The 25356-nt window shown below is 73.5% G+C and carries 28 protein-coding genes; 5 read left to right on the top strand and 23 right to left on the bottom strand.

Translation table 11 applies throughout. The features are described 5' to 3' along the window. Nucleotides 1-213: 213 nt before the first annotated feature. The gene (locus PZB77_RS19425) at nucleotides 214-1170 is read left to right on the top strand and encodes a hypothetical protein (RefSeq protein ID WP_275493875.1); all 957 of its coding nucleotides are present in this window, start codon (nucleotides 214-216) and stop codon (nucleotides 1168-1170) included. 21 nt (nucleotides 1171-1191) lie between these two features. Here the strand turns inward: PZB77_RS19425 and PZB77_RS19420 are convergent, their stop codons facing one another. Both PZB77_RS19420 and PZB77_RS19415 read right to left on the bottom strand, forming a co-directional pair. After that, nucleotides 1192-1509 (bottom strand): hypothetical protein, encoded by a 318-nt coding sequence (locus tag PZB77_RS19420; protein WP_275493874.1) that lies wholly within the window; start codon nucleotides 1507-1509, stop codon nucleotides 1192-1194. Nucleotides 1510-1591: 82 nt separating this feature from the next. Beyond that, nucleotides 1592-2455 carry a Bax inhibitor-1/YccA family protein gene (locus PZB77_RS19415; RefSeq protein WP_275493873.1) on the bottom strand — a complete coding sequence of 288 codons (864 nt, stop codon included), beginning with the start codon at nucleotides 2453-2455 and terminating at the stop codon, nucleotides 1592-1594. Nucleotides 2456-2768: 313 nt separating this feature from the next. On the opposite strand from PZB77_RS19415, the gene PZB77_RS19410 reads away from it, so the two are divergent. Continuing rightward, complete coding sequence (locus PZB77_RS19410) at nucleotides 2769-3542, top strand: SDR family oxidoreductase (protein WP_275493872.1); 774 nt, start codon at nucleotides 2769-2771, stop codon at nucleotides 3540-3542. 101 nt (nucleotides 3543-3643) lie between these two features. Here PZB77_RS19410 and groL read toward each other — a convergent pair whose 3' ends face one another. Both groL and groES read right to left on the bottom strand, forming a co-directional pair. Next, on the bottom strand, nucleotides 3644-5266 hold the full coding sequence (gene groL, locus PZB77_RS19405; RefSeq protein WP_275493870.1) for a chaperonin GroEL: 1623 nt from the start codon (nucleotides 5264-5266) through the stop codon (nucleotides 3644-3646). A gap of 99 nt (nucleotides 5267-5365) precedes the next feature. Next, nucleotides 5366-5674 (bottom strand): co-chaperone GroES, encoded by a 309-nt coding sequence (groES, locus tag PZB77_RS19400; RefSeq protein ID WP_028439209.1) that lies wholly within the window; start codon nucleotides 5672-5674, stop codon nucleotides 5366-5368. Nucleotides 5675-6077: 403 nt separating this feature from the next. On the opposite strand from groES, the gene PZB77_RS19395 reads away from it, so the two are divergent. Next, a complete protein-coding gene (locus tag PZB77_RS19395) occupies nucleotides 6078-6626 on the top strand; it encodes a DUF6234 family protein (RefSeq protein WP_275493868.1) in 549 nt (182 codons plus the stop codon). Here the strand turns inward: PZB77_RS19395 and PZB77_RS19390 are convergent. Then, nucleotides 6580-7536: a polysaccharide deacetylase family protein gene (locus PZB77_RS19390; RefSeq protein ID WP_275493867.1), complete on the bottom strand. Its 957-nt coding sequence runs from the start codon at nucleotides 7534-7536 to the stop codon at nucleotides 6580-6582. The two genes, PZB77_RS19395 and PZB77_RS19390, sit on opposite strands and share 47 nt — an antisense overlap. A 166-nt stretch (nucleotides 7537-7702) precedes the next feature. Here PZB77_RS19390 and PZB77_RS19385 point away from each other — a divergent pair, with 166 nt between their 5' ends. After that, nucleotides 7703-8938: a methyltransferase domain-containing protein gene (locus tag PZB77_RS19385; RefSeq protein ID WP_275493866.1), complete on the top strand. Its 1236-nt coding sequence runs from the start codon at nucleotides 7703-7705 to the stop codon at nucleotides 8936-8938. Between the two features lie 439 nt (nucleotides 8939-9377). On the opposite strand, the gene PZB77_RS19380 is transcribed toward PZB77_RS19385, so the two are convergent. The 10 genes from PZB77_RS19380 to tsaB all read right to left on the bottom strand — a co-directional run bounded on the left by PZB77_RS19380 (nucleotide 9378) and on the right by tsaB (nucleotide 16646). Further along, nucleotides 9378-10112: an NAD(P)-binding domain-containing protein gene (locus PZB77_RS19380; RefSeq protein WP_275493864.1), complete on the bottom strand. Its 735-nt coding sequence runs from the start codon at nucleotides 10110-10112 to the stop codon at nucleotides 9378-9380. A 161-nt stretch (nucleotides 10113-10273) separates the two neighbouring features. Further along, the gene (locus tag PZB77_RS19375) at nucleotides 10274-10870 is read right to left on the bottom strand and encodes a TetR/AcrR family transcriptional regulator (RefSeq protein ID WP_275493862.1); all 597 of its coding nucleotides are present in this window, start codon (nucleotides 10868-10870) and stop codon (nucleotides 10274-10276) included. A gap of 139 nt (nucleotides 10871-11009) precedes the next feature. Beyond that, nucleotides 11010-11675 carry a hypothetical protein gene (locus PZB77_RS19370; RefSeq protein ID WP_275493861.1) on the bottom strand — a complete coding sequence of 222 codons (666 nt, stop codon included), beginning with the start codon at nucleotides 11673-11675 and terminating at the stop codon, nucleotides 11010-11012. 125 nt (nucleotides 11676-11800) lie between these two features. Then, on the bottom strand, nucleotides 11801-12265 hold the full coding sequence (locus tag PZB77_RS19365; protein ID WP_275493860.1) for a VOC family protein: 465 nt from the start codon (nucleotides 12263-12265) through the stop codon (nucleotides 11801-11803). Between the two features lie 171 nt (nucleotides 12266-12436). Continuing rightward, entirely contained in the window at nucleotides 12437-13312 is an 876-nt protein-coding gene (locus PZB77_RS19360) for an NAD(P)H-binding protein (RefSeq protein WP_275493858.1), read from the bottom strand. Beyond that, a complete protein-coding gene (locus PZB77_RS19355; RefSeq protein ID WP_275493857.1) occupies nucleotides 13309-14037 on the bottom strand; it encodes a TetR/AcrR family transcriptional regulator in 729 nt (242 codons plus the stop codon). The genes PZB77_RS19360 and PZB77_RS19355 overlap by 4 nt, the downstream gene beginning before the upstream one ends. Nucleotides 14038-14109: 72 nt before the next feature. After that, complete coding sequence (locus tag PZB77_RS19350; protein WP_275493856.1) at nucleotides 14110-14379, bottom strand: hypothetical protein; 270 nt, start codon at nucleotides 14377-14379, stop codon at nucleotides 14110-14112. Nucleotides 14380-14389: 10 nt separating this feature from the next. Further along, nucleotides 14390-15493, bottom strand: a complete 1104-nt coding sequence (tsaD, locus tag PZB77_RS19345; protein ID WP_275496129.1) for a tRNA (adenosine(37)-N6)-threonylcarbamoyltransferase complex transferase subunit TsaD — start codon at nucleotides 15491-15493, stop codon at nucleotides 14390-14392. 5 nt (nucleotides 15494-15498) lie between these two features. After that, on the bottom strand, nucleotides 15499-15960 hold the full coding sequence (gene rimI / locus PZB77_RS19340; RefSeq protein WP_275496128.1) for a ribosomal protein S18-alanine N-acetyltransferase: 462 nt from the start codon (nucleotides 15958-15960) through the stop codon (nucleotides 15499-15501). A 35-nt stretch (nucleotides 15961-15995) separates the two neighbouring features. Continuing rightward, the gene (tsaB, locus tag PZB77_RS19335) at nucleotides 15996-16646 is read right to left on the bottom strand and encodes a tRNA (adenosine(37)-N6)-threonylcarbamoyltransferase complex dimerization subunit type 1 TsaB (protein ID WP_275496127.1); all 651 of its coding nucleotides are present in this window, start codon (nucleotides 16644-16646) and stop codon (nucleotides 15996-15998) included. A 180-nt stretch (nucleotides 16647-16826) separates the two neighbouring features. On the opposite strand from tsaB, the gene PZB77_RS19330 reads away from it, so the two are divergent. Continuing rightward, on the top strand, nucleotides 16827-17390 hold the full coding sequence (locus PZB77_RS19330) for a L,D-transpeptidase (protein ID WP_275493855.1): 564 nt from the start codon (nucleotides 16827-16829) through the stop codon (nucleotides 17388-17390). Between the two features lie 21 nt (nucleotides 17391-17411). On the opposite strand, the gene PZB77_RS19325 is transcribed toward PZB77_RS19330, so the two are convergent. From PZB77_RS19325 to glmS, 8 genes are all read right to left on the bottom strand, one after another. Continuing rightward, entirely contained in the window at nucleotides 17412-17639 is a 228-nt protein-coding gene (locus tag PZB77_RS19325; protein ID WP_275493854.1) for a hypothetical protein, read from the bottom strand. A gap of 237 nt (nucleotides 17640-17876) precedes the next feature. Then, nucleotides 17877-18419 (bottom strand): tRNA (adenosine(37)-N6)-threonylcarbamoyltransferase complex ATPase subunit type 1 TsaE, encoded by a 543-nt coding sequence (gene tsaE / locus PZB77_RS19320; RefSeq protein ID WP_275493852.1) that lies wholly within the window; start codon nucleotides 18417-18419, stop codon nucleotides 17877-17879. Continuing rightward, nucleotides 18388-19632: an alpha/beta hydrolase gene (locus tag PZB77_RS19315; protein ID WP_275493851.1), complete on the bottom strand. Its 1245-nt coding sequence runs from the start codon at nucleotides 19630-19632 to the stop codon at nucleotides 18388-18390. Before PZB77_RS19315 ends, tsaE begins: the two co-directional genes overlap by 32 nt. 48 nt (nucleotides 19633-19680) lie before the next feature. After that, entirely contained in the window at nucleotides 19681-20820 is a 1140-nt protein-coding gene (gene alr, locus PZB77_RS19310) for an alanine racemase (RefSeq protein WP_275493850.1), read from the bottom strand. Nucleotides 20821-20895: 75 nt separating this feature from the next. Beyond that, nucleotides 20896-21312, bottom strand: coding sequence for a DUF488 family protein (locus tag PZB77_RS19305; protein ID WP_275493849.1), 417 nt, complete (start codon nucleotides 21310-21312; stop codon nucleotides 20896-20898). A gap of 80 nt (nucleotides 21313-21392) precedes the next feature. After that, nucleotides 21393-22844, bottom strand: coding sequence for an NAD(P)H-hydrate dehydratase (locus PZB77_RS19300; RefSeq protein WP_275493848.1), 1452 nt, complete (start codon nucleotides 22842-22844; stop codon nucleotides 21393-21395). Nucleotides 22845-22963: 119 nt separating this feature from the next. Further along, nucleotides 22964-23332, bottom strand: a complete 369-nt coding sequence (locus PZB77_RS19295; protein WP_275493847.1) for a holo-ACP synthase — start codon at nucleotides 23330-23332, stop codon at nucleotides 22964-22966. A gap of 22 nt (nucleotides 23333-23354) precedes the next feature. Continuing rightward, a complete protein-coding gene (gene glmS, locus PZB77_RS19290; protein WP_275493846.1) occupies nucleotides 23355-25202 on the bottom strand; it encodes a glutamine--fructose-6-phosphate transaminase (isomerizing) in 1848 nt (615 codons plus the stop codon). Nucleotides 25203-25356 lie beyond the last annotated feature (154 nt).

The following is a 25356-nucleotide window of genomic DNA, read 5'->3' as shown; positions in this document are numbered from 1 at the left end:
AATCCGGTCGAGCTCGCACCGTGACCGAATCTCCCCCAGGATGTGATGTGCGTCCCCCGGAAGCATCGTTTCCGCAGGTCAGGACGGATCGGGCGGAGATGGTGGGACCAAAGACCCGTCCATTTCGTGACGTTTTGCACTGACGGCGCGCCGAGCGACAGGACAAGCTGATGTAGGAAGTCGGGGGTATCGAAGGAAACCGGGAGTCTGTCAGTGAGCGCCATCTCGTTTGCCCTGTTGCTGACCACCGCCGCTGCCACGGCCGTGGGCGCCGCCGCCGTGCACACCGCCCGCGGACTGCACCGGCAGGTCGCCGAGCTGCGCTCCGAGCTCGCCCAGGACAGGAGCCGCGCCCGCACGGTACCGGCGCAGAGCCGTACCGGTGGCACCACTGCCGACGAGATACGCGAGGCCGTGTCCCAGGCCCTCGCCGAGGAGCGGGAGCGCGAGCTCGCCGAGGCGCGCGCCTTCTGGGCGGCGCAGGAGGCCCGCGACGCCGCCGACGCCCCGTCGCTGCTGGGCGGTCTCTCCGGCCTGGGCGACGACACCCCGTACTTCCTGCCCCGTCAGGCGGACTTCGCCGGCCTGGAGGTCCTGAGCTTCCGGCCGGGCGACGAGAGCGACGAGGACGAGGCGGCGTACGCCGTCCATCCGGCCCAGCCCGCCCACCCGGACGACGCGGCCGTGACCGACGCGATGCAGGAGTTCGCCGAGCTGGCCGGCCTCGACGACCTGGCCGGTCCGGCGGAGCCGAGGGAGACGGCCGGTACGGCTGAGGAGTCCGCGGCCGGCGACTCTCCGGAACTGGCCGCCGCCCGCCGCCGCCACCCGTCCCACCCGGACTTCGTCCCGGTCCGGACGCCGGTGATCACGGACCACGAGCGCACGGTGAACCGGCTGAAGGAGCTCGCCGACACCGGCACCGAGCTGACCGACGTACGGCCCGGCCCGCTCGGCACCCTGGACGTGTACGTCTTCGCCGACGGCACCACGCTCTGCATGACCCCGGGCCACCGGGAGACGGCGGAACGCCTCGCCGCGTCCCTGCGGGCGGGCGAGCAGCCGGTCCTGCTGGGCGGTTCGGGCGTCTCCGGCGCGTACGCGCTGACCTTCTCCTGCGGCGCCGACAACGTCTACATCCTCGCGGACCGCGTCATCGCCTCGTTCTGACCCCGGCCCTCGGGCCCGGGCTCAGGCGAACGCCTCCGCCGCCGTCTCCGTCACGTACCGCACGGCCTCGTCCAGCTCACCGGGCGAGGCCGTCTCCAGTGCCACGGCCAGGTCGTGGCCGGCGACGGCCACCTGGTCGCCGACGGCGAACATCCCGGCGTCCGGCAGGGTGGACGGCTCCCGGCCCGGACGTTCGACGCGCTGGGCGCGGGCGGACAGCTCCCGGGCGGCGGCCAGTGCCTTCTCGGCGGCGCCCTGCTGGAGGCGGCTCTGCGGGGCGGCCCGCAGCCGGTCGGCGAAACGGTCCACGGCGGTGATCAGGGGGGTGGTATCAAGCACCCCGCGACCCTAACGCGGACGGCCCGCAGGCAGGGCCTGCGGGCCGTCGTGCGCGGTGCCCGGAAGGGACCGGTGCGGGGGATCAGTCGTCGCCGCTGAGGATCGCGACGAGCCGCAGCATCTCCAGGTAGATCCACACCAGGGTCACGGTGAGGCCGAAGGCGGCCGTCCATGCCTCCTCGCGCGGAGCGCCGTAGGTGATGCCGTCCTCGACCTGCTTGAAGTCCAGGGCGAGGATGCAGGCGCCGATCACGATGGCGACGATGCCGAAGACGACACCGAGCGCACCGCTGCGGAAGCCGAGGCCGTCGCCGCCGCCGAAGACGGCGAAGAGCGAGTTGACGACCATCAGCAGCACGAAGCCGATGAGGGCCGCCATGACGAAGCCGTAGAAGCGGCGGGTCACCCGGATGAGACCGGCCCGGTAGGCGATCAGCACCCCGCCGAACACGGCCATGGTGCCGAGCACCGCCTGCATCGCGGCGCCGGGGCTGACGTAGGCATCGACGACGTTGCTGACGACGCCGAGGAAGATGCCCTCGAACGCGGCGTAGGCCAGGATCAGCGGCGGCGACGGCTTCCGCTTGAACGAGTTGACCAGCGACAGCACGAAGCCGATGAGCGCGGCGCCGACGGCGATGCCGTAGGACTTGCCGAGGTTGGCCTCGTCGATCGGCAGGAGCCACCAGGCGAGCACGGCGCCGACGACGACCGTGCCCAGCGTCATCGCCGTCCGGCTGACGACGTCGTCGATGGTCATCGCGCCGGAGCGGACTCCGGGCGGCGCCTGCTGGGCGTAGGGGTTGGTGGCGTACGGGTTGGCGGTGCCCTGCGCGTAAGGGTTCTCACCCGTGACGGTGGCCCCGGCCTGCGGCGCCGCGTACCCCGCGGTGCCGTTGTCGCGGCTGAACCCCCGTCGCGAGAAGACCGGGTTGCTGCTCCTCATCTCACTCCTCCATGGCCACGCAGCGTGGCCTTGCCACAAGAGTAATAGGTAGGCAAAGGAAGCACCCTCGTGCCCGAGGAGGATCTTTACGGAGTCGGAACGCCGGATCACCCCGTTCCGCCGCCGGACCCCCTTCCGACCACCGGATGTCTCCTGCCGGACCCCCCTCGGGGGGCACCGTGGGTCACCTGCCCCGTCCGGGGGCCGGGATAACCCGTTCCGGGTCACCGCCGCGTCGGCCGGCCCTCTCTCCGTACCGGTTCCGGTGGGACGGGTGCGCGGGACCGGGCCCGGGAGCACTAACGTGCCGCGCATGACGACTGCACTGATTACCGGCGCGACGGCGGGCATCGGCGCCGCCTTCGCGCGGCGGCTCGCGGGACAGGGGCACAACCTCGTGCTGGTCGCCCGCGACACCGGGCGACTGCGGGAGCAGGCCACCGAACTGCACGACCGGCACGGCATCGAGGCCACGGTGCTCACCGCCGACCTGTCCACGGACGCGGGGATCGCGGCGGTCGAGGAACGGCTCCGCGACCGCGACCACCCCGTCGAACTCCTCGTCAACAACGCGGGGTTCGGCAACAAGGGCCGCTACCTGGAGGTTCCGCTCGCCGACGAGCTGACGATGCTGAAGGTGCACTGCGAGGCCGTACTGCGGCTGACCTCGGCGGCGGCGGCCGGGATGCGCGATCGGGGCCGGGGCGGGATCGTCAACGTCGCCTCGGTCGCGGCGTTCGTCCCCCGCGGCACCTACGGGGCCTCGAAGGCGTGGGTCGTCCAGTTCACCCAGGGCGCCGCGAAGGACCTGGCGGGGTCGGGGGTGCGGCTGATGGCGCTCTGCCCCGGCTTCGTACGGACGGAGTTCCACCAGCGGGCCGGGATGGGCACCGGGAACATTCCGGGGTGGATGTGGCTGGACGCCGACAAGCTGGTGACCGCGGCCCTCGCCGACCTGGCGCGCGGCAAGTCGGTCTCGGTGCCGGACGCCCGGTACAAGGCGCTGATGGGGCTGGTGAAGGTGGCCCCGCGCAACCTGCTGGGTGAGATGACCTCACGGACGGGGCGCAAGTACGGCCCGAAGTGAGGGCGCGCCCCCGCAACGCCACGTGGCCCGGTGCCCCCGCGACGGGGGCACCGGGCCACGTGCCGCTCCACCGGCCCTGAGGCCGGCGGGCGGGGAGCGTACTAGTGGGAGTGGCCGTGACCGTGACCGGCCTCGGCCTCTTCCTCGGCCGGCTTCTCGACGACCAGGGTCTCGGTCGTGAGGAGCAGCGACGCGATGGAGGCGGCGTTCTCCAGGGCGGAGCGGGTGACCTTGACCGGGTCGATGACGCCGGCCTTGATCAGGTCGCCGTACTCGCCGGTGGCGGCGTTGAAGCCCTGGCCCTTGTCGAGCTCGGCGACCTTCGAGGTGATGACGTAACCCTCGAGGCCGGCGTTCTCGGCGATCCAGCGCAGCGGCTCGACGGCGGCGCGGCGCACGACCGCGACACCGGTGGCCTCGTCGCCGGTCTTGCCGAGGTTGCCCTCCAGGACCTTGACGGCGTGGACGAGGGAAGAGCCACCACCGGAGACGATGCCCTCCTCGACCGCGGCGCGGGTCGCGGAGATGGCGTCCTCCAGACGGTGCTTCTTCTCCTTGAGCTCGACCTCGGTGGCGGCACCGACGCGGATCACGCACACGCCGCCGGCCAGCTTCGCGAGGCGCTCCTGGAGCTTCTCGCGGTCCCAGTCGGAGTCCGTGTTCTCGATCTCGGCCTTGATCTGGTTGACGCGGCCCTTGACGTCGGCGCCGTCGCCGCCGCCGTCGACGATGGTCGTGTCGTCCTTGGAGACGGTCACACGGCGGGCGGTGCCCAGCACGTCCAGACCGGCCTGGTCGAGCTTGAGGCCGACCTCCTCGGCGATGACGGTCGCACCCGTGAGGGTGGCGATGTCACCGAGCATGGCCTTGCGGCGGTCACCGAAGCCCGGGGCCTTCACCGCGACGGCGTTGAAGGTGCCACGGATCTTGTTGACGACGAGGGTGGAGAGCGCCTCGCCCTCGACGTCCTCGGCGATGATCAGGAGGGGCTTGGAGCCGCCGGCCTGGATGACCTTCTCCAGCAGCGGGAGCAGCTCCTGGATGGAGCCGATCTTGCCCTGGTGGATCAGGATGTACGGGTCGTCGAGGACGGCCTCCATACGCTCCTGGTCGGTCACCATGTACGGCGACAGGTAGCCCTTGTCGAAGGCCATGCCCTCGGTGAACTCGAGGTCCAGACCGAAGGTGTTGGACTCCTCGACGGTGATGACGCCGTCCTTGCCGACCTTGTCCATCGCGTCCGCGATGAGCTCGCCGACCTGCGGGTCCTGCGCGGAGAGCGCGGCCACGGCGGCGATGTCGGACTTGTCCTCGATCGGACGGGCGGTCGCGAGGAGCTCCTCGGACACGGCCTTGACCGCGGCGTCGATGCCCTTCTTCAGGGAGGCCGGGGAGGCGCCGGCGGCGACGTTGCGCAGACCTTCGCGGACGAGCGCCTGGGCGAGCACGGTGGCGGTGGTGGTGCCGTCACCCGCGACGTCGTTGGTCTTGGTGGCCACCTCCTTCACCAGCTGGGCACCGAGGTTCTCGTACGGGTCGTCGAGCTCGACCTCGCGCGCGATGGTGACACCGTCGTTGGTGATGGTGGGAGCGCCGAACTTCTTGTCGATGACGACGTTGCGGCCCTTGGGGCCGATCGTCACCTTGACCGTGTCGGCAAGCTTGTTGACGCCGCGCTCAAGGGCGCGACGAGCGTCCTCGTCGAACTTCAGAATCTTCGGCATGAGCTGACTTTCCCTCTCGAACGAACTGCGCCCCTCGCCACCCGGCTAGTTATTTCGCAGGGGGCCAGGGGCGCAGAACACACAGCAAATGTGGGTGAATTACTTCTCGATGATCGCGAGGACGTCGCGCGCCGAGAGGACGAGGTACTCCTCGCCGTTGTACTTCACCTCGGTGCCGCCGTACTTGCTGTACAGAACGACATCGCCGGTCTTGACGTCGAGCGGAAGGCGCTCGCCGTTCTCGAAGCGGCCCGGGCCCACAGCCAGGACGACGCCCTCCTGGGGCTTCTCCTTGGCGGTGTCCGGAATGACCAGGCCGGAAGCCGTGGTCTGCTCGGCGTCGAGCGGCTGGACCACAATGCGGTCCTCGAGCGGCTTGATCGCAACCTTGGAGCTGGTGGTCGACACGATCCGGTCTCCCCCTTCGGAGATCTCACGGGGTTTAACAGTCTTTGGTCGCCGACCGGGCCGGATCCGTCGTCGCGGGTGCCGGACCTGCCCTGTCGTGCGGTACTGCTGGCACTCTCCAGGGGGGAGTGCCAGCACTGAGACTATGACCGCGATTAGCACTCGGTCAAGCGGAGTGCCAATTACGTACCCGTGCGTGGCGCCGTCCGCACCCGGAGGCGGGCCGCCCGGGGGCGCCGCGGCCAGGGAGAGCGGGACCGGACGGGGCCCGCACCGCGGCCGGACGCGGAGGCCGCCGGCCGCGGGGCGAGCACGTCGCGACGACGTGTCGGCGGGGTCTCGATCAGGAGTCCGTAGGGACAACGCCGGGGCGGTGGACGCCGTTCCGGGCGACGGTGCCGGTATGCCGAAGAGCTCCCGCACCCCCCAGCAGCCGTCGCCCCTGGTGCGGGGGTGCTCCGACGCGGCGGTGGCCCTGCTCGCGCTCGCCCTCGAACTCGTCGTCGGCGCGGTCGTCGCCCTGGAGCGGGCGCTGACCCACCGGTCGGCCGAACGGGCGGATCCGGGGAACGGGGAGCCGGGGATTCCGCCCCCGGAGACCGACTGGTCGGCCACCCTCGCCTTCGGGACGATCACGGTCGCCGCCGTCCTGATCGGCGTGGTCCTCGTCCGGCGGCAGTGGCCCTGGACGGGATGGACACAGCTGATCGCGGCGTTCGTCCTCGTCTTCGTCACCGTGTCGGTCGCGCGGGGCGACTACCGCCGGAGCCACCCCGCGCCGGCGGGGGCTCCGCTGCAGCGCCCCGCCGACGCCTCCCCCGCCTTCGCCTCCCCAGCCTTCGCCTCCCTCACCGCCGCCTCCCCCGCCGGAGCGTCCGCGCTCCCGGCCGCCCGGGGGCCGGGGGTCAGACGTAGTCCTCCAGCCGGGCGACCGCGTACCCCTTGTCGGTGATGGTCTTCATGACGGTGCGGATCATGTCCGGCATGGTGCCGTTCCACTGGGCGCGCCCCTGGAAGTGGGTGAGGACGATGTCGCCCGGGTGCAGGTCCCGGTCCCACTCGCGCCACTCCATGTGGTCGACGAACGCCTCGGCCGCCCACAGCGGTACGGCCTCGATCCCGCAGGACCGGGCGACGACGAGGGTGTCCCGGTTGTAGTTGCCGTACGGCGGCCGGAAGAGCACCGGCCGTTTGCCGAAGTGCTTCTCGATCCTGGTCTGCTGGTCGCAGATCTCCTTCTTCTGCTCGGCGTAGGAGAGCCCGGGCAGGTAGGGGTGGCTGAGGGTGTGGTTGTTGAGCGCCACGCCCTTCTTCTGCATCGCGGTGAAGTAGCCGTAGTCCTCGCTCGCGAGGTAGTCGCTGAGGAAGGCGCTGTACGGGATCTTCAGCTCGTCCATCATCCGGATGAGTTCGGGGTCCTTCTCGGCCCCGTCGTCGATGGTGAGGAAGACGATCCGCTCCGTGGTGGGGACGGTGGTGAACACCGGCGGGAGATCGTCGCCGTCGTCGACCTCGAACCCTTCCCGGGTGGTGAGGTGCGGCTTGACGGCGGGCGGCGCGGGGGCGACCAGGGGGACCTTCGCCAGCCCCCACTTCCTCGCGACGGCGGCCCGCTGCGCCTGACGCCGTTTCAGTTGCTCCGCGTAGGCGACGAGGGCGCTGACCGGAGCGGCCCCAGGAGCCGGACCGGCCGCCGGTCCGGCTCCCCCGCCCGATGCGCCCCGGTGGACGGGACGGTCGGGGCCCGGAGGGTCCTCTCCGCATCCGGAGGCGAGGGCGGCCGCCAGCAGGGCGGCCAGGACGACGGTGCCGGATCCGAGCCGTTTCGTTGTCCTTTTTTCTTTTTGTCGTACTAGTTGCATGGCGCCGCATCCTGCCAGCCCGCCCCCGGACGCCGCCCCGACACCGCCGGGCGCCCGGCACCGCTTCCCCCACCTGGAGCACAACCCGCCGGAGCCCTCGTACGGTCCCTCCTCGTCACCTGGGCCCCGGGAGGCCCGGAGGGCTCCCGGCGGTCCCTGGCCCACAATGGGTCGGGTGAACGCACCTCTCCCCGCCGGTGACGGCCCCGCCGACCCGCTCGCCGCCTTCGCCGCCCTGCGTACGCCCGAGGGCGCCGCCCTCCTGGACGAGCTGCGGGACCACGACCCGGCGCGCGAACTGGCCACCGCCACCCGGCTCCGGCGCGACCACGCGCCCGCCCTCGTCTCGGCCGCCCTGGGGCAGGCCCGGCTGCGGCAGCGGGCGGTGGCGAAGTTCGGGCCCGAGGACGCGTACCGGATGTACTTCACCCCCAACGGCGTCGAGCAGGCCACCCGCACCTCCGTCGCCACCCACCGCGCCTCACGCTTCGCCGCGCTCGGCGGGGTGCGGCGGGTGGCCGACCTGTGCTGCGGCATCGGCGGCGACGCGATCGCGCTGGCCCGCGCGGGCATCGAGGTCCTGGCCGTCGACCGCGACCCGCTCACCGCCGAGGTGGCCCGCGCCAACGCGGAGGCCCTCGGCCTGACCGCTCTGATCGAGGTCCGGTGCGCCGACGTCACCGACATCGACACCTCCCCCTGCGACGCCGTTTTCGTCGACCCGGCCCGGCGCGGCGGGCGGGGCCGGATCTTCGACCCGGAGGCGTACTCGCCGCCGCTCTCCTGGGCGACCGCCGCCGCGTTGAAGGCCCCCCGCGCGGCGCTGAAGATCGCGCCGGGCGTCCCGCACGAGGCGATCGGGCCGGAGGCCGAGGCGGAGTGGATCTCCGACGGCGGGGACGTGAAGGAGGCGGTGCTCTGGTACGGCGAGGGCTTCGAACCCGGCACCTACCGGGCGACCCTGCTGCCGTCCGGCGCCACCCTCGCCACCCGCTCCCCGCTGCCGCCCCCGCCGGTCGGCCCGGTCGGCCGGTACCTGTACGAGCCGGACGGCGCGGTGATCCGCGCCAGCCTGGTCGCCGACATCGTGGAGCGGTGCGGCGGGCGGCTGATCGACGAGACGATCGCCTACGTCACCAGCGACGAGCCGTACGCCTCCCCGTACACCTCCGCGTACGAAATCACCGACCGGCTCCCCTTCCACATGAAGCGGCTCAAGGCCCTGCTGCGGGAGCGGGAGGTGGGGGTGCTGACGGTGAAGAAGCGCGGTTCGGCGGTGGAACCGGAGGAGGTGCGCCGCCGGATGAAGCTCCAGGGGCCGAACTCCGCCACGGTCCTGCTGACCCGGGTTGCCGGCGCCCCGACCATGCTGATCGGGCACCCGGTCCGGCCGGACGCCTGACCGGTCCGGGTCCCCTGCCGGACGCCCGACCGTCCCAGGACGCCCCATGCTCCACGCAAGGGGGGTCTCCTCGTCGTGCGGGGCGCCCTCGGCACCGGTCGGTGCACGGAACGCTCTCGATGTCCGGGGCCCGGTCCGGCGACGGCCCTCAGGCGAGTCTCGGTGCGGGGGCCCTCCCCGGGCGGCGCCGCGCGGTGGGCGCCGGGGGTGATCGTGGGAAGGGTGGTGGCTCCTGGAGCCACCCCCCAGCCCTTCGACCTGCCGATGTCCTCCGGTGAGGTGTACGCGCCGACCTCCGGTGAGCGGTGGGCCGGCCCTCCGCACCACCGAGCCGGGCACCGCCGGCGGGGACCGGCTCACGTTCCTCGCCGCAGGACCGGCGCCACCGGCGAGCGCGGGAGCCCGCCCGCCGTCCGCGCGCAGCGCGACGGGGCAGACGTCAGAGGTGGAGCGAACGGTTGAGTGCGACGGTCTCGTCCAGTGTGGGCGCGGCCCCCAGGGTCATGAAGCGCTCCATCTGCCGGTCGCGGTCGCGCGGTGCTCGCGACCGGTCGGCCGCCGCGAGGGCCGGGGCCAGCTCCGCGAGGCTCAGCTCGGTGCAGTAGGCGGGGGTCATCGGCTGCTGCCGCCAGGAGTCGGCGAGTACGCCGGCGTCATGGGCGTCGAAGCCGCTCTCCTCCACCAGCCGCATCGCGACGCGCCGTGCTTCGCCGGAGTCGGCGGCGACCGGGAGCGCGATGCGGCCCGGCGTCCCCTCCGGCACGCCCTTGGTCCGCAGAGTGCCTGCCAGCGCGGCGTTCCAGGCTTTGGCCACGGGTCGGCCCAGCTGCTCGCTCACCCACACGCTCTCCACCCGGCCGTCGTCCACCGCGTCGATGGGGCCGCCCAGGTGGGGGAAGTAGTTGGAGGTGTCGATGACCACGGTGTCGTCCGGTACGGAGGCGAAGAGCCCGGCGACGTCGGGGACGCGGGCGAACGGGACGGACAGGATGACGACCTCCTTGTCCCGCACCGCCTCTCGCGCGCTCACCGCGTGCGCGCCGAAGTCCAGCGCGTCGGCGTCGATGGTCTCGGGGCCCCGCGAGTTGGCGACCTGGACGTCGTGTCCGGCGGCGCTGAGGGCTCGGGCCAGTGTGGTCCCGACGGCTCCTGTTCCGATGATGCCGAGTTTCATGGAGGTCCTTCCGAAGTGGTGCGGTTCCTCTGACGCGGGGTGCGCGGGGTGTGGGGGGCGTGGGAGGGCGTGCGGCCGGGTGTCCGGGGCGGGCGGGTCCGCGTGGGAAGGGGCTGGAGGGGCCGGGCCCGCGCCTGCGTGCCGCCGAACGACGGGTGGAGCTACTCCGTGCCGCCGGTCGGGCGGTAGCCGCTCTCGATGAGCTCCCGCAGGCGCCCGATCGCCTGCTCGTCGGTGGTGCCCGCGCCCATGATCCAGGCGACGGAGCAGGCCGCGAGGAAGAGATCGAATCCCGTCACCGAAGGACGCGCCTTCCCCGCTCGCCGGGCGGCCTCCACGTACGTGTCGGTGGTGGCGATGAGGTGCTCGCAGGGCACCGTGAGCGGATTGTGCGGTTCCTGCGCCTTGGCCGCGGCCATGAGCGGCTCCGGCAGTCCCGCGTACGCGCTGAGGTACTCCTCCATGGCTCGCAGCCACTGCCCCAACGCCTCGGCGGGGTCCCCGATCCGGGCGATCTCCGCCTGCCGCGCCACCAGTTCCTCGGAACGGGTCAGCAGGACGGCGGCCAGCAGAGCCTCCCGGTGGGGGAAGTGCCGGTACAGCGTGCCGGGTCCGACGCCCGCTTCCTTCGCCACCGCCTCCAGGGAAGTGCCGACCCCGTCCCTCAGGAAGTGGCGCTGTGCCGCCCTGAGGAGGGCCTCGCGGTTGCGCTGGACGTCCGCTCGCGGCTTGCGGACCGGTCGGTCTTCGACACTCATACGTTCCTGCCCCCTCACTGCTGCGGTTCATGGGTCCACCGTCGGCACGCCACTGCGGGACGGAGAAACGGAGGCGACCTCCGACATACCGTCCACGGTAAAACGGAGGCGGCATCCGGTCAAACCGCGTGCACCCCGCTCACCCGGCCTGCCCCGCTGCCTCGCCCTGCCGTACCGGCGCGGGCGCCGGGGCGGTGAGGACCCGCAGCACCCAGCGGCGGTGGGAGAGGGCCGTGACGGCACCGGTGAGGCCGGTGATCCAGACGCAGAGTCCGGCGCCCATGCCGAGGACCACCAGGCCGTACGTGTCCTCGCCCGGGGTGGCCGACGCCGGTACGGCGACACAGGTGAAGAGGCCGGCGGCGCACAGCGCGTAGGAGATCAGCAGCCAGGCGAGCCCGAGCCCCGGCATCCGCAGCAGCGGGTCCCGGTCCGGGTCGCGGTCGAGGGCGCCCCAGGCGGTGAGGAGGACGCGGACCTTCCGGGCGCGTGCGGCGCCGAGCCCGAAGAAGACGGCCGCCGGCACGAGGAGCCCGATGCCGGCGAAGGCGAGGACGACCGCGACCAGGTCGCTGATCGGGTCGAGGGACTCCTGGAAGGCGATGAGGGCCGCGCCGACGGCCGCCCAGCCGAGGGCGGCCACCCCTCCCCAGGTCAGGAGGAGGGCGAGCCGTCCGCCGCCGACGTGCAGCCTCACCAGCTCGCCCAGGACCGCGGCCCGGTCGGCGAGCAGCGAGGGGCGGTCCGGCCAGGAGCGGATCGCTGCGGGTGGCGGGGGCGGCGGAAGCACGGCACGGGAGGGCATGGCGCCGACCCTACTGACCGGGCGAAGGCCCCGCCCCGGCACCCGGGCGCGAGCACCCCGCGTCCGCTTCCGCGAAGCCGGTGAGGGCCGTCGGCGCACCCAACCGCGGCCCGGCACGCTGCCGTTCAGGCGTCGAGCAGGGCCTGCACGTCGAGCTTGCCCATGCCCATCATGGCCTTCATGGCGCGGGCGGCCCGGTCCCGGTCGGGTCCGCCGAGAATCTCGGGGAGCGCACGCGGCACGATCTGCCAGGAGAGGCCGTACCTGTCCTTGAGCCAGCCGCACCGGCTCTCCTCGCCGCCTTCGGTGAGCGCGTCCCACAGCCGGTCCACCTCGGCCTGGTCCGCGCAGTCCACGGAGAGGGAGAGCGCCTCGGTGAAGTGGAACGCGGGACCGCCGTTGAGTCCCAGGTACTCCTGCCCGGCGAGCTGGAAGCGGACGGTCAGCACGGCGCCGGAGTCGGCCGGCCCGTCGCCGGAGTGGCGGGAGGTCTCCAGGACGCGCGAGTCGCCGCCGAACACGGAGACGTAGAAGTCGGCGGCCTCGGCGGCCCGGCCGTCGAACCAGAGACAGGGTGTGATTTTCTGCATGGTCTTCTCCTCGATGGGTCCCGCTCGGCCCCGGCCCGGTGATCGGTCCGGAGGTGTGCAAGGTTGACCCGCCGGGCGCCCGGAACTCATCGGACACGCGGGGCCACGCGCCCGTTCGGAGCGGGCGCGGGGGTGCGCGATGAGCCCGGGAACGGACCGATCCGGCGGGGTTCAGCCCCGCACGGCGGGCCTGAGGACGTCCTCGCACCACTGGCGGAAGCCGGTGGGCGACGGTTCGGCGGCCAGTGCCTCGGGTTCGTAGATGCCGGCGTCCTGGGCGAGGGCCATGTCGACGAGTCCCCGCGCCCAGCCCTCGCTCATCCCGTACTGGAGCATCGTCGCCCGGAAGCCGGCGATCGGGGTCCGGTGGAAGGCGACCGGTGTCCCGAGGACCTCGGAGAGGGTGGTCGCCATCTCCCGCGGGGTCAGGGAGTCCGGGCTCAGCACCGGAACGCTGCTCTGCCCGCTCCACGCGGGGACGCGCAGCAGGTCGGCCGCGGTCGCCGCGACGTCCGCGGTGGCGACCAGGCGCAGCGTCCGGTCGGCCGCGTTGGGCAGGTGGAACGCGCCGTGCCGGATCGCTTCGGCCTGCATGAGCAGGTTCTCCATGAAGAAGGGCATGCGCAGCGACCGGTAGGCCACGCCCGTGGTCTCGATCAGGGCGTCCATGGCGAAGGCGGACGAGAGGTTGCCCGCGTTCTCGCCGAATTCGCGCCCCAGGCTGGAGACGCCGACGACCCGCCGCACGCCGTGCCGCCCGATCGCCTCGCAGGCGGGGCGGGTGAAGTCCAGGTAGTGGCCGGTGACGTCGTCCGCGCGCGGGTCGGGCGGGACGAGCCAGAACACCGTGTCGGCGCCCTCGAACGCCGTGGCCACGGTGGCGGGGTCGGCGTGCGAGCCCTCCACCACCTCGGCGCGCTCGCGCACCGCGGGGTCGAGCGCGGCGGGGTCGCGGGCGATCACGCGGACCGGTTCTTCGGCGCCGTCCAGGAGCCGGGCCAGGAGGCCGCGTCCGATCTGGCCGGTGGGGGCGGTGACGACGATCATGAGGTGCTCCGGTCGTTCTCGGTTCGGGTGATGCGGTCGAGCCACTCCCGCAGGAGGGCGCGTTCGCCGTCGGTGAGGGCGGTGGCCCGGGAGAGCACGGCGCGCAGGGCGACGGCGGCGGTGACGGGTCCGGGGTCGCCCGGCGGGAGGGCGGCGTCGTGGGTGATCGCCGCGATGACCGCCTCCCTGGCGGCGGCGCTCAGCGAGGGGTGGCGCTCCTCGTCGGGGCGGGAGAGCAGTTCCAGTGCGACGCCTCGGCCACCCGCGTGCACCAGCTGGACCGCCAGCGCCTCCTCGACCCGGAGCCGGCCCGCCGCGGCGATCCGCCGGATGGCGTCGGCGAGGATCCCGGCGGCGATCCCGGCCGCCTCGACGTGCACGCCGGGGCGGGGTTCGCCGTAGATGAGGGAGTACAGGGCCGGGTTCCCCAGGGCGAAGGAGACGTTCAGGTCCCAGCCGGCGCGCAGGTGGTCGACGGGGTCCTCGGTGGGCTCCATCGCCGACTTGGCCGGGAGGTGGGCGGCGAAGCCGTGCGCGGCCACGGCGTCGAGGAGCCCCTGCTTGTCCCCGAAGAGCCGGTAGATGGCCGGCGCCTGGACGCCGGCCGCGGTGGCCACCGCCCGGGTCGACACGGCCTCACGGCCCTGCTCGTTCAGGAGCGTGAGCGCGGCGGCGATGATGCGGTCGCGGGAGTTCTCTCCCGCGGAGGGGTGTTCGGAGGGCATGTATCGACGATAACACCGTTGCGCTATCGTCGATAACACCGCTCCGCGCCGGGCACCGCGCCCCCGGACGCGTCAGGAGTCGACCGGCCCCAGCGACTCGAAGCGCCAGCGGTGCACCGGGCGGGTGATCAGCCGGTCGTCCGGCTCGGGGAGTTCGGGCAGCTCGTCGCCGTACTCCCCCGGCCACCAGGTGATCACCAGCACCCGGTCCTGCGGGGCGCGCAGCAGTTCGCTGCGGAGCGGGGTGCGGGCGAGCTCGCCGGCGCGGGCGCGGGCCCACTCCAGCAGCTCCGTGCCCCGCCCGTCGGCGGCACGGGCCTCCCACATCAGGGCGACGGTCATGAGGCGACGGTCATGAGTAGAGGTTGTCCTTGCTGACCTCGTGCACGTGGTCGTGGCTGTGGTCGTGCGGGGCGCCGGGCACGTGCGGCTCGGTCACCGGGAGCGAGGAGTCGGCGGAGAGCTCCCAGTCGGAGGCGGGGCGGTTGCGGGCGACCATCTCGGCGCCGAGCGCGGCGACCATCGCGCCGTTGTCCGTGCAGAGTCCCGGGCGGGGTACCCGGAGCCGGATCCCGGCGCGTTCGCAGCGTTCCTGGGCGAGCGCGCGCAGCCGGGAGTTGGCCGCGACGCCGCCACCGATCATCAGGTGGTCGACGCCCTCGTCCTTGCAGGCGCGGACCGCCTTGCGGGTGAGCACGTCCACCACGGCTTCCTGGAAGGACGCCGCCACGTCGCGCACCGGCACCTCCTCGCCCGCCGCACGCTTCGCCTCGATCCAGCGGGCGACCGAGGTCTTGAGCCCGGAGAAGGAGAAGTCGTACGCCGGGTCGCGGGAGCCGGAGAGGCCGCGCGGGAAGGCGATGGCCTTCGGGTTCCCCTCGCGGGCGAGCCGGTCGATGACGGGACCGCCGGGGAAGCCGAGGTCCAGCACGCGGGCGATCTTGTCGAAGGCCTCGCCCGCCGCGTCGTCGATGGTGGCGCCCAGCGGCCGTACGTCGTCGGTGATGTCGGGGGCGAGCAGGAGCGAGGAGTGGCCGCCGCTGACCAGCAGGGCCATGGTGGGCTCGGGCAGGGGGCCGTGCTCCAGCTGGTCGACGCAGATGTGCGAGGCGAGGTGGTTCACGCCGTAGAGCGGCTTGTTCAGCGCGTACGCGTACGCCTTCGCGGCCGAGACGCCGACGAGGAGCGCTCCGGCGAGGCCGGGGCCCGCGGTGACGGCGATGCCGTCGAGGTCCCGGGCGCTGACCCCGGCCTCCTTGAGGGCGCGCTCGATGGTGGGGACCATCGCCTCCAGGTGGGCCCGGGAGGCGATCTCCGGGACGACTCCGCCGAAGCGGGCGTGGGTGTCGACGCTGGAGGCGACGGCGTCCGCCAGGAGGGTGGTGCCGCGCACGATGCCGACGCCGGTCTCGTCGCAGGAGGTCTCGATGCCGAGCACGAGCGGTTCGTCAGCCATTGCCATCAGCCATTCTCTGTTCCTTGTACGTGGAGGCGCATGACGAGTGCGTCGATGTTGCCCGGCTGGTAGTAACCGCGCCGGAAGCCGATCGGCTCGAAGCCGAAGCGTGCGTAGAGCTTCTGGGCGCGGGTGTTGTCGACCCGGACTTCGAGGAGCACGGTGGCGCACTCGAAGGCGGTGGCGTGCTTCAGCAGGTCGTCGAGGAGTTCCGAGCCGAGGCCGCCGCCCCAGTGGGCACGGGTGACGCCGATGGTCTGGACGTCGGCGAGGTCCCCGGCGGCGGCGAGTCCGGCGTAGCCGACGATCCGGCCGGTGACCGGTTCCTCGGCGACGACGTAGCGGCGGGTGGCGTGCGGGCCCCGGGCGTGGGCGAGCTCGGACCAGAACATCCCGGCCGACCAGGCGTCGTCGGGGAAGAGCTCGTGTTCCAGCTCCAGCACCGGTTCGATGTCCCACCACCGCATCTCGCGCAGTTCGGCGGCCGGGACGGTCACGTCGGTCACTTCGGGGTGACCACCTTGTAGTTCTTCGGGACCTGCGCGTCGGGCCTGCGGAGGTAGAGCGGCTGCGGGTCGAGCAGCTTCTCCCCGGCGGCGAGGCGTTCCGCGGCGAGCGCGGCGAGCGCCCCGGCCGAGACGTGCTCGGAGCCGCGGGCGTCCGGGAAGGCGTCCGGGTAGAGCACCGCTCCGGCTCCGACGACGGGCAGCCCGGCCAGCTCCTCGGCGATGTCGGCGGGCCGGTCGACGGACGGGCCACCGGTCCGGGTGCGGGGGTCGGCGTAACGCGCCCAGTAGACCTCCTTGCGGCGGGCGTCCGTGGCGACCGCGAAGGGGCCGGTGATCCCGGCTTCCTCCCCGGCGGCGTACGCGAGTCCGTCCAGGGTGCACACGCCGTGCACGGGGACACGGAGCACGGAGGCGAAGGTCGCGGCGGTCACCAGGCCGACGCGCAGCCCGGTGTAGGGGCCGGGGCCGACGCCCACGACGATGCCGGTGACGGCGTCGAGGGTGGTTCCGGCCTCGGCGAGGACGCGGTCGACGGTGGGGAGCAGGAGCTCTCCGTGGCGTCGGGCGTCCACCTGGCCGGACTCCGCGACGACGGAGGTGCCGTCGTGGAGGGCGACGGTGACGGCGGGGGTGGCGGTATCCATGGCGAGCAAGAGCACGCAAACAGCCTACGGCTCCCGCCGACCGGGCCATCGCGCCGTACGGCGTCCCGGTCCGCCCGGTGGCTGCTGCTACCGTCACCCGGGATACGCGAATACGACGTAATCCTTGTACGACATGCGACAGGCGGCATGCGGCGGACCGCATGCGAAAGGGGAGCTCAGGTGGCAAGGGGCAGCTCGGGAATCGTGGCCGGGCTCACGGCGGCGGCTGTCGCCGTGGTCGCATTCCTGGCTTACCAGGCGTCGGCGAACGCCCCCGATTCGGTGGCCGCTCCGTCGACGAGCGCCTCCGCCTCCGCGTCCGCGAAGCCGTCCACGAAGAAGCCCGAGCCCGCCGCCGACCCGCTCGTGGTGCCGACGGGCTCCGGGACCGGCCCGCGGGTCGTCTACGCGCTGAAGCAGAAGAGGGTGTGGCTGGTCGGCGCGGACGGCAAGGCGTCGAGGACCTTCGAGGTGGTGCCGAGCAGCATCAGCCCGGCACCGGGCACGTTCGCGGTCTTCCGTCGCACCGGTGCGACGGAGGGTTCCGACGGGGTTCCGATCGAGCACGTGGTGCTCTTCGCCGAGGTGGGCGACTCGGTGGTGGGCTTCAGCGCGGCCCAGGACGGTTCGCTGCCGACCCCGGACCCGACGGTGAAGGCCGGCGGAGTGCGGATGACGCGCGAGGACGCCGACGCGCTGTGGAACTTCGCCACGATCGACACGAAGGTGGTCGTCGTCCCGTAACGCCCCGGTCCTCCCGGCGGATCAGGCCGCTTCGCGTCGCGCGGGCGGCCTGATTCCGTGCACCGTGGCCGCGCCGGCGTCGCTCCCGCCGACCGGACCGGCCGGATCCGCCTCGTCTCCCGGACGCGCCGCCGGAGCCTCGGAGGGCGGCGTCGACACGGCACTGGCCGCCGCGCACGACGCGAGCAGATCCTTCATCGGCACCCCGGACGGGGACGGGTACCGGACTTCTCGCTCGGGCGTCGGCATGGATGCCTCCTGGGCTCCGCTGAGGAGTGGTTAGGTATACCTAACCAGTTCGCCACCCCATACCACCACGGGCGGGGGCGTCCGTGCAACATTTTACCGACACCTTGTCGGAAACCACCCGTGCCGGCGCCCCCCGTACGCCTGCGGGCAGGTCCGCACGCCCGCGCACACGCCTGCGGGGCGCCTTCCCCGGAGGGAGGGCGCCCCGCGGGACGGAGGGGTGCGGCGGTCGGCGGTTCAGGCCGGTCGGTCGCCGATCCGGGTGCGCAGGTCCGACCAGCGCGCCCCGATCCCCGCGAGGGTCACCTCGCGGCGCTCGTCGTCGGTGTCGCCGGTGGCGCGGTCGATGACCACGTGGAGCCGGTCGTCGGAGAGCTCCTCCACCTTGCCGTCGCCCCACTCCACGACCACCACCGACTCGGGCAGCGAGACGTCGAGGTCGAGGTCCTCCATCTCGTCGAGCCCGCCGCCCAGGCGGTAGGCGTCGACGTGGACCAGTGCGGGCCCGTCGCCCAGCGGCGGGTGGACCCGGGCGATCACGAAGGTCGGGGACGTGACGGCGCCGCGCACCCCGAGCCCTTCGCCGAGGCCGCGGGTGAGGGTCGTCTTCCCGGCGCCGAGCTCGCCGGTGAGCATCACCAGGTCGCCGGGGGCCAGCAGCCGGGCCAGGTCGCGGCCCAGCTCCGTCATCTGTTCGGGGGACTCGACGGCGATCGTTACGGTGACGGCCTCCGGGGCCGCCGCGGTCTCAGCGGCCGGGCCGTTGTGCGGTGCTTCCATGCCGGCCCACGTTAGCCGGAGGGGGTACGGCTCCGATCCGCACCAGCAGGTCCGCGAGCCGGTCGGTCACCGTTTCGGGGTGCTCCAGCATCACCAGGTGGCCCGCGTCGGGCACGATGACCAGCTCCGCCCCGGGCAGCACGTCGGCGATGGCCTCGCTGTGCGAGCTGGGGGTCACCAGGTCCTTGTCGCCCGCCAGGATCAGCACGGGCATGTCCCGGAAGACCGGCAGCGCCGCGCTCTTGTCGTGCTCGGTGAAGGCCGGGTAGAACTCCGCGACGACGTCGATGGGGGTGGCCTCGATCAGCCGCTCGGCGAACCGGGCGACCGCCGGGTCCACGTCCCGCGAGCCGAACGAGTACCGCTTGACGAGGCCGGCGAAGAGGTCCGCGGTGGCCCGGCGCCCGCGTTCCACCAGCTCCGTCTGGGTACCGAGGGCTTTCAGCACTCCGGGCAGCACCCGGCGCACCGCGTTGACGCCCGCGACCGGCAGCCCGAAGTTGACCTCGCCGAGCCGGCCGCTGGAGGTGCCGACGAACGCGGCGGCGGCGACCCGGTCGCGGATCAGCTCCGGGTGCTGGTCGGCGAGCGCCATCATCGTCATGCCGCCCATCGAGTGCCCGACCAGCACCAGCCGCCCCTCGGGGGCCGCCGCGTCGATGACGGCCTTCAGGTCCCGGCCCAGCTGGTCGATGGTGACCGGCACCCCGTCCGCCTGGGCCCGGCCGCGCGCGGAGCGGCCGTGGCTGCGCTGGTCCCAGTGGACCGTGCGGACCAGCCCGCGCAGCGCCGCCCGCTGGAAGTGCCAGGAGTCCTGGGCGAGGCAGTAGCCGTGGCTGAAGACCACGGTGACCGGTCCGGGGGACTTCCGGCCGAAGAGGCGGCGCTTGCGCGCGTGCGCGCCGCCGGTGTTCCCCGGCTCCGGCGGTTCGGCCTCGTCGACCTCGTAGTAGAGCGCGGTGCCGTCGTCGGCGACCGCGTGACCGGGTGTGCCGCGCAGCGCGCCGTACGGCCCGGAGGCGTCCAGCGCGAGGCGGGCCCTCTTCCGTATGCCCCGGCCGACGGTGAGGCGTTCGACGGCGACTCCGGCCGCCGCTCCGGCGGCGAGCACCCCTATGGCGGCCCCGGCGACCGAGGCCCTGCGCCATCCGGCCGCCGCGGCGGCGGTCGCCGCCACCACGTCCGCCGCCGCCCCCGCACTGCTCTCGCTCACCGTGCCCGCTCCTCGTCCAGTGGTCCGTGGTCGTCGGTGGTGCTCGCGCTACGCGCCGACGTGTACCCGTGGAACGCGCGTACCGATCCTGGTGACGATCTCGTACGCGATGGTGTCCGCCGCCACGGCCCACTCCTCGGCGGTCGGCTCCCCCCGGTCGCCCGGCCCGAACAGCACCGCTTCGGCGCCCGGCTCGGTCCGGTCACCCTCCAGGTCGACGACGAACTGGTCCATCGCCACCCGCCCGGCGACGGTCCGCACCCGGCCGGCGACGAGGACCGGACCGCGCCCGGAGGCGTGGCGGGGGATGCCGTCGGCGTAGCCGAGCGGGACCAGCGCGAGGGTGGTCTCGGACGGGGTCGTGTAGTGGTGGCCGTAGCTGATGCCGTGCCCGGCGGGGACCTGCTTGACCAGGGCGACGGAGGCGGAGAGCGTCATCACCGGGCGCAGTCCGAAGTCGGCGGGGGTGCCCAGCTCGGGGCTGGGCGAGATCCCGTACATCGCGATCCCGGTGCGGACCAGGTCGAAGTGGGACTCGGGCACGGTCAGGGTGGCCGGGGAGTTGGCGAGGTGCCGGACCTCGGGCGCCACACCGGCCTTCTCGGCGTACGCCACCATGTCGCGGAAGACCGTGAGCTGGGCGGCGATGGAGGGATGGCCGGGCTCGTCGGCGCAGGCGAAGTGGGACCAGAGGCCGGTCACGCGCACGGCCCCCGTCTCCTCGGCGGTGCGTGCCTCGGCGACCAGTTCGGGCCAGTCGGCGGGCTGGCAGCCGTTGCGGCCGAGTCCGGTGTCCGCCTTGAGGTGGACGCGCGCGGTGCGGCCGGCCTCCCCGGCGGCGGCGACGGCCTCGCGCAGCGCCCAGAGGCCGCTGACGGAGACGTCGATGTCCGCCTCGATCGCCTCGCGCCAGGGGCCGCCCGGGGTCCAGAGCCAGCACATGACCCGGCCGCCGAGCCCGGCCGCCCGCAGGGCCAGGGCCTCCTGCGGGGTGGCGGTGCCGAGCCAGGTCGCCCCGGCTTCCAGGGCGGCCCGGGCGCAGGGCACCGCGCCGTGGCCGTAGGCGTCGGACTTGACCACGGCCATGAGCTGGGCCCCGCCCGCGCGCGCGAGGAGTGCGCGCACGTTGGCGCGGAGTGCGGCGAGGTCGATCTCGGCCCGGGCTCTCAGGGAGGCTTTCTCGTTCATCGCGGCCAGTCTCTCAGGTCGGTGCCCGTCTCCGGTCGCCGCCCGGCAGCCCGGCGCGCGAGGCCGCGGAGCCGCTCAGCCCCGGCCGGACCGGTGGGCGCGGGCGTGCTCCAGGTACCCGACGAGAACCGGCACGTGACTGGCGTCGATCTCCTTCACGGAGGTCACCAGGGTCACCGGCCCGTCCCCGTCCAGCAGGCGCAGCAGGGTGGCGACCGCCTCGGTGTGCGCGGTGTCGCCGAGTTCGGCGCGGTACCGCTCGACGAACCCGTCGTACCGGGCGCCGGAGCGGTCCTGGTGGTACCAGCCGCGCAGTTCGCCGGACGGGGTGATGTCCTTCAGCCACAGGTCGACGGCGGCCCGTTCCCTGGAGACCCCGCGCGGCCAGAGCCGGTCGACCAGCACCCGGGTGCCGTCCGCGCGCGGCTCCGGCGGGTCGTAGACCCTGCGGACCCGTAGACCACCGCTGTCGCGGCTGCCGTCGCTGCCCATGGATGCCGCCTCCCGCTCCGTGCCGGCTGCCGTTCCTCGTTCCGGTTCCAGGGTGGTCCGGCCGGGCGGGCCCCGCACGCTCAGCCCCGGCGTACGTCCCGCCAGGCGGCCGGGATGCCCTCGGCGATGTCCTGCGCGGAGACGGGCGCCCCGTCGGCTCCGTGGCGGCCGGCGAGTCCGTGCAGGTGGGCGCCGACCGAGGCCGCGTCGCGCGGGGCGAGGCCGGCCGCGAGCAGCGAGCCGATCAGCCCGGAGAGCACGTCGCCGCTGCCCGCCGTGGCGAGCCACGCGGTCCCGGTGGGATTGACGCGTACGGGGGTGTCGCGTGCCTCGGCGATCAGCGTGGTGGAGCCCTTGAGGAGGACCGTGGCCCGGTAGCGGGCGGCCAGTTCGCGCACCGCGGCGAGGCGCCCCGCCTCCACCTGCACGCGCTCCACGCCGAGCAGGGCGGCAGCCTCCCCGGCGTGCGGGGTGAGGACGGTGGCCGCCGAACGGGACCGCACGGCGTCGCCGTCCATCAGCCGCAGCCCGTCCGCGTCGATCAGCACGGGCACGTCCGTGGCGAGCACGTCCTCCACGGCGGCGGTGGCCGCCCGCCCGTCGCCGAGCCCCGGCCCCACCACCCAGGACTGGACCCGGCCCGCCTGCGAGGGCCGCCCCTCGTGCACCAGCGTCTCGGGGAACCTGGCGATCACGGTCTCCCCGCCGGGACCGGCGTACCGCACCGCCCCGGCGCCGCCGCGCAGCGCCCCGGCGACGGCGAGGACCGCCGCGCCCGGGTAGCGCTCCGAGCCGGCGACCACACCGACGACGCCCCGGCCGTACTTGTCGCTCTCCGCGCCGGGCACCGGCAGCAGCGCGGCCACGTCGGCGAAGTGGAGCGCCTCCAGGTCCGGCGGCTCCGGCAGCTCCGGGCCGAGACCGATGTCGACGAGCCGCAGCGCGCCGGCCCGTTCGGCGCCGGGGTCGATGAGCAGCCCGGGCTTGTACGTGCCGAAGGTGACGGTGGCGTCGGCGCGGACCGCGGCCCCGTGCACCTCGCCGCTGTCCGCCTCCACCCCGCTGGGCAGGTCCACGGCGAGGACCGGCGCCCCGTGCCGCTCGGTGACCGCCTTCACCAGTGCGGCGGCCTCCGCGCGCAGCCCGCCCCGGCCGCCGATGCCGGTGATCCCGTCGACCACGAGATCGACGGCCCCCGCCTCCTCCGGGTGGTCCAGCAGACGGCCGCCGGCCGCCCGCAGCGCGGCGAGCCCGCCCTCGTGGACCGTGCCGGGCGTGACGAGCAGGGCGCTGACGCCCGCGCCGCGCCGTGCCAGCCGGGCACCGGCGTGGAGCGCGTCGCCGCCGTTGGCCCCGCCACCGATCAGCAGCAGCACCCGCGACCCGTAGACCCGGCCGTTGCGGCGCAGCAGGTCCCCGCAGGCCACCGCGAGCCCGGCGGCGGCCCGCTGCATGAGGGTGCCTTCGGGCAGCCGCTCCATCAGCGCCTTCTCGGCGGCCCGTACGGTCTCCACGCTGTAAGCGGTACGCATCGGTCAAGCCCTTCGGGGAGTCGGGGGCACACTTCGGGATCCGCGGGTCCGGTGATGATCATTCGGGCGGATCGGCTCACACGTACCCGTACGCCCGCCCGCACAAGCCCTCCGGCCCCTCAACCTTCCGCGATCACCACGGCCGACGCCACCCCCGCGTCGTGGCTGAGGGAGACGTGCCAGGTGCGGACGCCGAGGGCCTCGGCGCGGGCGGCGACCGTGCCGGTGACCCGCAGGCGGGGTTGTCCGCTCTCCTCGACCCAGACCTCGCAGTCGGTCCAGAGGAGGCCGCCGGGCGCCCCGAGCGCCTTGGCGACGGCTTCCTTCGCGGCGAACCGGGCGGCGAGCGAGGCGATCCCGCGCCGCTCGCCGCCGGGCAGCAGGCGTTCCTGTTGGAGGAAGAGCCGCTCGGCCATCTGGGGCGTACGTTCCAGCGCCGCGTCGAAACGCGCGATCTCGGCCACATCGATCCCGACCCCGATGATCACGGGCCCACCCTCGTTCTCGTACCTATTCCACGGTCACGGACTTCGCCAGGTTGCGCGGCTGGTCCACCTCGTTGCCCCGGGCCGTCGCGAGTTCGCAGGCGAAGACCTGCAACGGCACCGTGGCGACCAGCGGCTGGAGCAGCGTAGGCGTCGGGGGAATCGTAATGAGGTGATCGGCGTACGGGGCGACGCTCTCGTCGCCCTCCTCCGCGAGGACGATGGTGCGGGCGCCCCGGGCCCGGATCTCCTGGATGTTGGAGACGATCTTGTCGTGCAGGACGGACCGCCCGCGCGGGGAGGGGGCGACGACGACGACCGGCAGGTCCTCCTCGACGAGTGCGATCGGCCCGTGCTTCAGCTCGCCCGCCGCGAAGCCCTCCGCGTGCATGTACGCGAGTTCCTTCAGCTTCAACGCGCCTTCCAGGGCCACCGGGTAGCCGACGTGCCGGCCGAGGAAGAGCACGGTGTCCTTGTGGGCGAGCGAGCGGGCCAGCTCGCGGACCGGTTCCATGGTGGCGAGGACGCGTTCGACGGCGTCGGGGATCTCGGCCAACTGCCGGACGACGGACCGGATCTCGTCGCCGGACTTCGTGCCCCGGACCTGTCCGAGGTAGAGCGCGACGAGGTAGCAGGCGACGAGCTGGGTGAGGAAGGCCTTGGTGGAGGCGACCGCGACCTCCGGCCCGGCGTGCGTGTAGAGGACGGCGTCGGACTCGCGCGGGATGGTCGAGCCGTTGGTGTTGCAGATGGCCAGCACGTGCGCGCCCTGCTCGCGGGCGTGACGGAGCGCCATGAGGGTGTCCATCGTCTCGCCGGACTGCGAGATCGCGACGACCAGGGTGTTCGGCGAGAGGATCGGGTCGCGGTAACGGAATTCGCTGGCCAGTTCGGTCTCGCAGGGCAGCCTCGTCCAGTGCTCGATGGCGTACTTGGCGATCAGCCCGGCGTGGTACGCGGTCCCGCAGGCCACGATGACCACCTTGTCGGTCTCCCGCAGCACGGACGGTGTCAGCCGCACCTCGTCGAGCGTCAGCGCGCCCTCGCCGTCGATCCGCCCCAGGAGGGTGTCGGCGACGGCCCGGGGCTGCTCGGCGATCTCCTTGAGCATGAAGGAGGCGTAGCCGCCCTTCTCGGCGGCGGAGGCGTCCCAGTCGACGTGGTAGCTCCGCACCTCGCCGGGCGTACCGTCGAAGCCGGTGACGGTGACCTGGTCACGGCGCACCTCCACGACCTGGTCCTGGCCGAGTTCGACGGCGTCCCGGGTGTACGCGATGAACGCGGCGACGTCCGAGGCGAGGAACGCCTCCTGGTCCCCGACCCCCACCACCAGCGGCGAGTTGCGCCGCGCGCCGACGACGGTGTCCGGCTCGTCCGCGTGGACGGCGACGAGGGTGAAGGCGCCTTCGAGGCGCCGGCAGACCCGTCGCATCGACTCGGCCAGGCCGCCGCACGCCGAGAACTCCTCGGCCAGCAGGTGCGCCACCACCTCGGTGTCGGTGTCCGAGGTGAGGTCGTGCCCCCGCCGGGTCAACTCGGTGCGCAGCGTGGCGAAGTTCTCGATGATGCCGTTGTGCACGACCGCGACCCGGCCCGCGTTGTCCAGGTGCGGATGTGCGTTGGCGTCCGTCGGCGCCCCGTGCGTCGCCCACCGGGTGTGCCCGATCCCGGTGGGCCCGGCGGGCAACGGCCGGTCCTTGAGCTCCTTCTCCAGGTTGACCAGCTTTCCCGCCCTACGGGCAGCGGCCAGCCCTCCGTCCGCCAGCACGGCCACCCCGGCGGAGTCGTACCCCCGGTACTCCAGCCGCCTCAGCCCGGCGACCACGACGTCCTGCGCCGACTGCGATCCGACATAACCCACGATTCCACACATGACGGCACGATAAGGCGCGAGGGGCGGTGAGGGCGGGGGTTACGGAAGGGGTGGGCGTGGGGCCCGCCCGCTCTCTGCGACGGCGGCGCGTCCGGCCCACCGGCTCACCGGGCGGCGGCGAGCCGGAGGGGCGCGGCGGCGAGCAGGAGGGCGG

The organism is Streptomyces sp. AM 2-1-1 (genome assembly GCF_029167645.1).
Lineage (GTDB): Bacteria > Actinomycetota > Actinomycetes > Streptomycetales > Streptomycetaceae > Streptomyces.
Note: the sequence above shows the minus strand (reverse complement) of the source record. Positions and strands in the feature narration are given on the sequence as shown.

Excerpts from the sequence above, each read along its gene's own strand:
- PZB77_RS19415 (WP_275493873.1), bottom strand. The coding sequence starts at position 2,455 with ATGAGGAGCAGCAACCCGGTCTTCTCGCGACGGGGGTTCAGCCGCGAC.
- PZB77_RS19410 (WP_275493872.1), top strand. The coding sequence starts at position 2,769 with ATGACGACTGCACTGATTACCGGCGCGACGGCGGGCATCGGCGCCGCC.
- groL (WP_275493870.1), bottom strand. The coding sequence starts at position 5,266 with ATGCCGAAGATTCTGAAGTTCGACGAGGACGCTCGTCGCGCCCTTGAG.
- PZB77_RS19395 (WP_275493868.1), top strand. The coding sequence starts at position 6,078 with ATGCCGAAGAGCTCCCGCACCCCCCAGCAGCCGTCGCCCCTGGTGCGG.
- PZB77_RS19390 (WP_275493867.1), bottom strand. The coding sequence starts at position 7,536 with ATGCAACTAGTACGACAAAAAGAAAAAAGGACAACGAAACGGCTCGGA.
- PZB77_RS19385 (WP_275493866.1), top strand. The coding sequence starts at position 7,703 with ATGGGTCGGGTGAACGCACCTCTCCCCGCCGGTGACGGCCCCGCCGAC.
- PZB77_RS19380 (WP_275493864.1), bottom strand. The coding sequence starts at position 10,112 with ATGAAACTCGGCATCATCGGAACAGGAGCCGTCGGGACCACACTGGCC.
- PZB77_RS19375 (WP_275493862.1), bottom strand. The coding sequence starts at position 10,870 with ATGAGTGTCGAAGACCGACCGGTCCGCAAGCCGCGAGCGGACGTCCAG.
- PZB77_RS19370 (WP_275493861.1), bottom strand. The coding sequence starts at position 11,675 with ATGCCCTCCCGTGCCGTGCTTCCGCCGCCCCCGCCACCCGCAGCGATC.
- PZB77_RS19365 (WP_275493860.1), bottom strand. The coding sequence starts at position 12,265 with ATGCAGAAAATCACACCCTGTCTCTGGTTCGACGGCCGGGCCGCCGAG.
- PZB77_RS19360 (WP_275493858.1), bottom strand. The coding sequence starts at position 13,312 with ATGATCGTCGTCACCGCCCCCACCGGCCAGATCGGACGCGGCCTCCTG.
- PZB77_RS19355 (WP_275493857.1), bottom strand. The coding sequence starts at position 14,037 with ATGCCCTCCGAACACCCCTCCGCGGGAGAGAACTCCCGCGACCGCATC.
- PZB77_RS19350 (WP_275493856.1), bottom strand. The coding sequence starts at position 14,379 with ATGACCGTCGCCCTGATGTGGGAGGCCCGTGCCGCCGACGGGCGGGGC.
- tsaD (WP_275496129.1), bottom strand. The coding sequence starts at position 15,493 with ATGGCTGACGAACCGCTCGTGCTCGGCATCGAGACCTCCTGCGACGAG.
- rimI (WP_275496128.1), bottom strand. The coding sequence starts at position 15,960 with ATGCGGTGGTGGGACATCGAACCGGTGCTGGAGCTGGAACACGAGCTC.
- tsaB (WP_275496127.1), bottom strand. The coding sequence starts at position 16,646 with ATGGATACCGCCACCCCCGCCGTCACCGTCGCCCTCCACGACGGCACC.
- PZB77_RS19325 (WP_275493854.1), bottom strand. The coding sequence starts at position 17,639 with ATGCCGACGCCCGAGCGAGAAGTCCGGTACCCGTCCCCGTCCGGGGTG.
- tsaE (WP_275493852.1), bottom strand. The coding sequence starts at position 18,419 with ATGGAAGCACCGCACAACGGCCCGGCCGCTGAGACCGCGGCGGCCCCG.
- alr (WP_275493850.1), bottom strand. The coding sequence starts at position 20,820 with ATGAACGAGAAAGCCTCCCTGAGAGCCCGGGCCGAGATCGACCTCGCC.
- PZB77_RS19305 (WP_275493849.1), bottom strand. The coding sequence starts at position 21,312 with ATGGGCAGCGACGGCAGCCGCGACAGCGGTGGTCTACGGGTCCGCAGG.
- PZB77_RS19300 (WP_275493848.1), bottom strand. The coding sequence starts at position 22,844 with ATGCGTACCGCTTACAGCGTGGAGACCGTACGGGCCGCCGAGAAGGCG.
- glmS (WP_275493846.1), bottom strand. The coding sequence starts at position 25,202 with ATGTGTGGAATCGTGGGTTATGTCGGATCGCAGTCGGCGCAGGACGTC.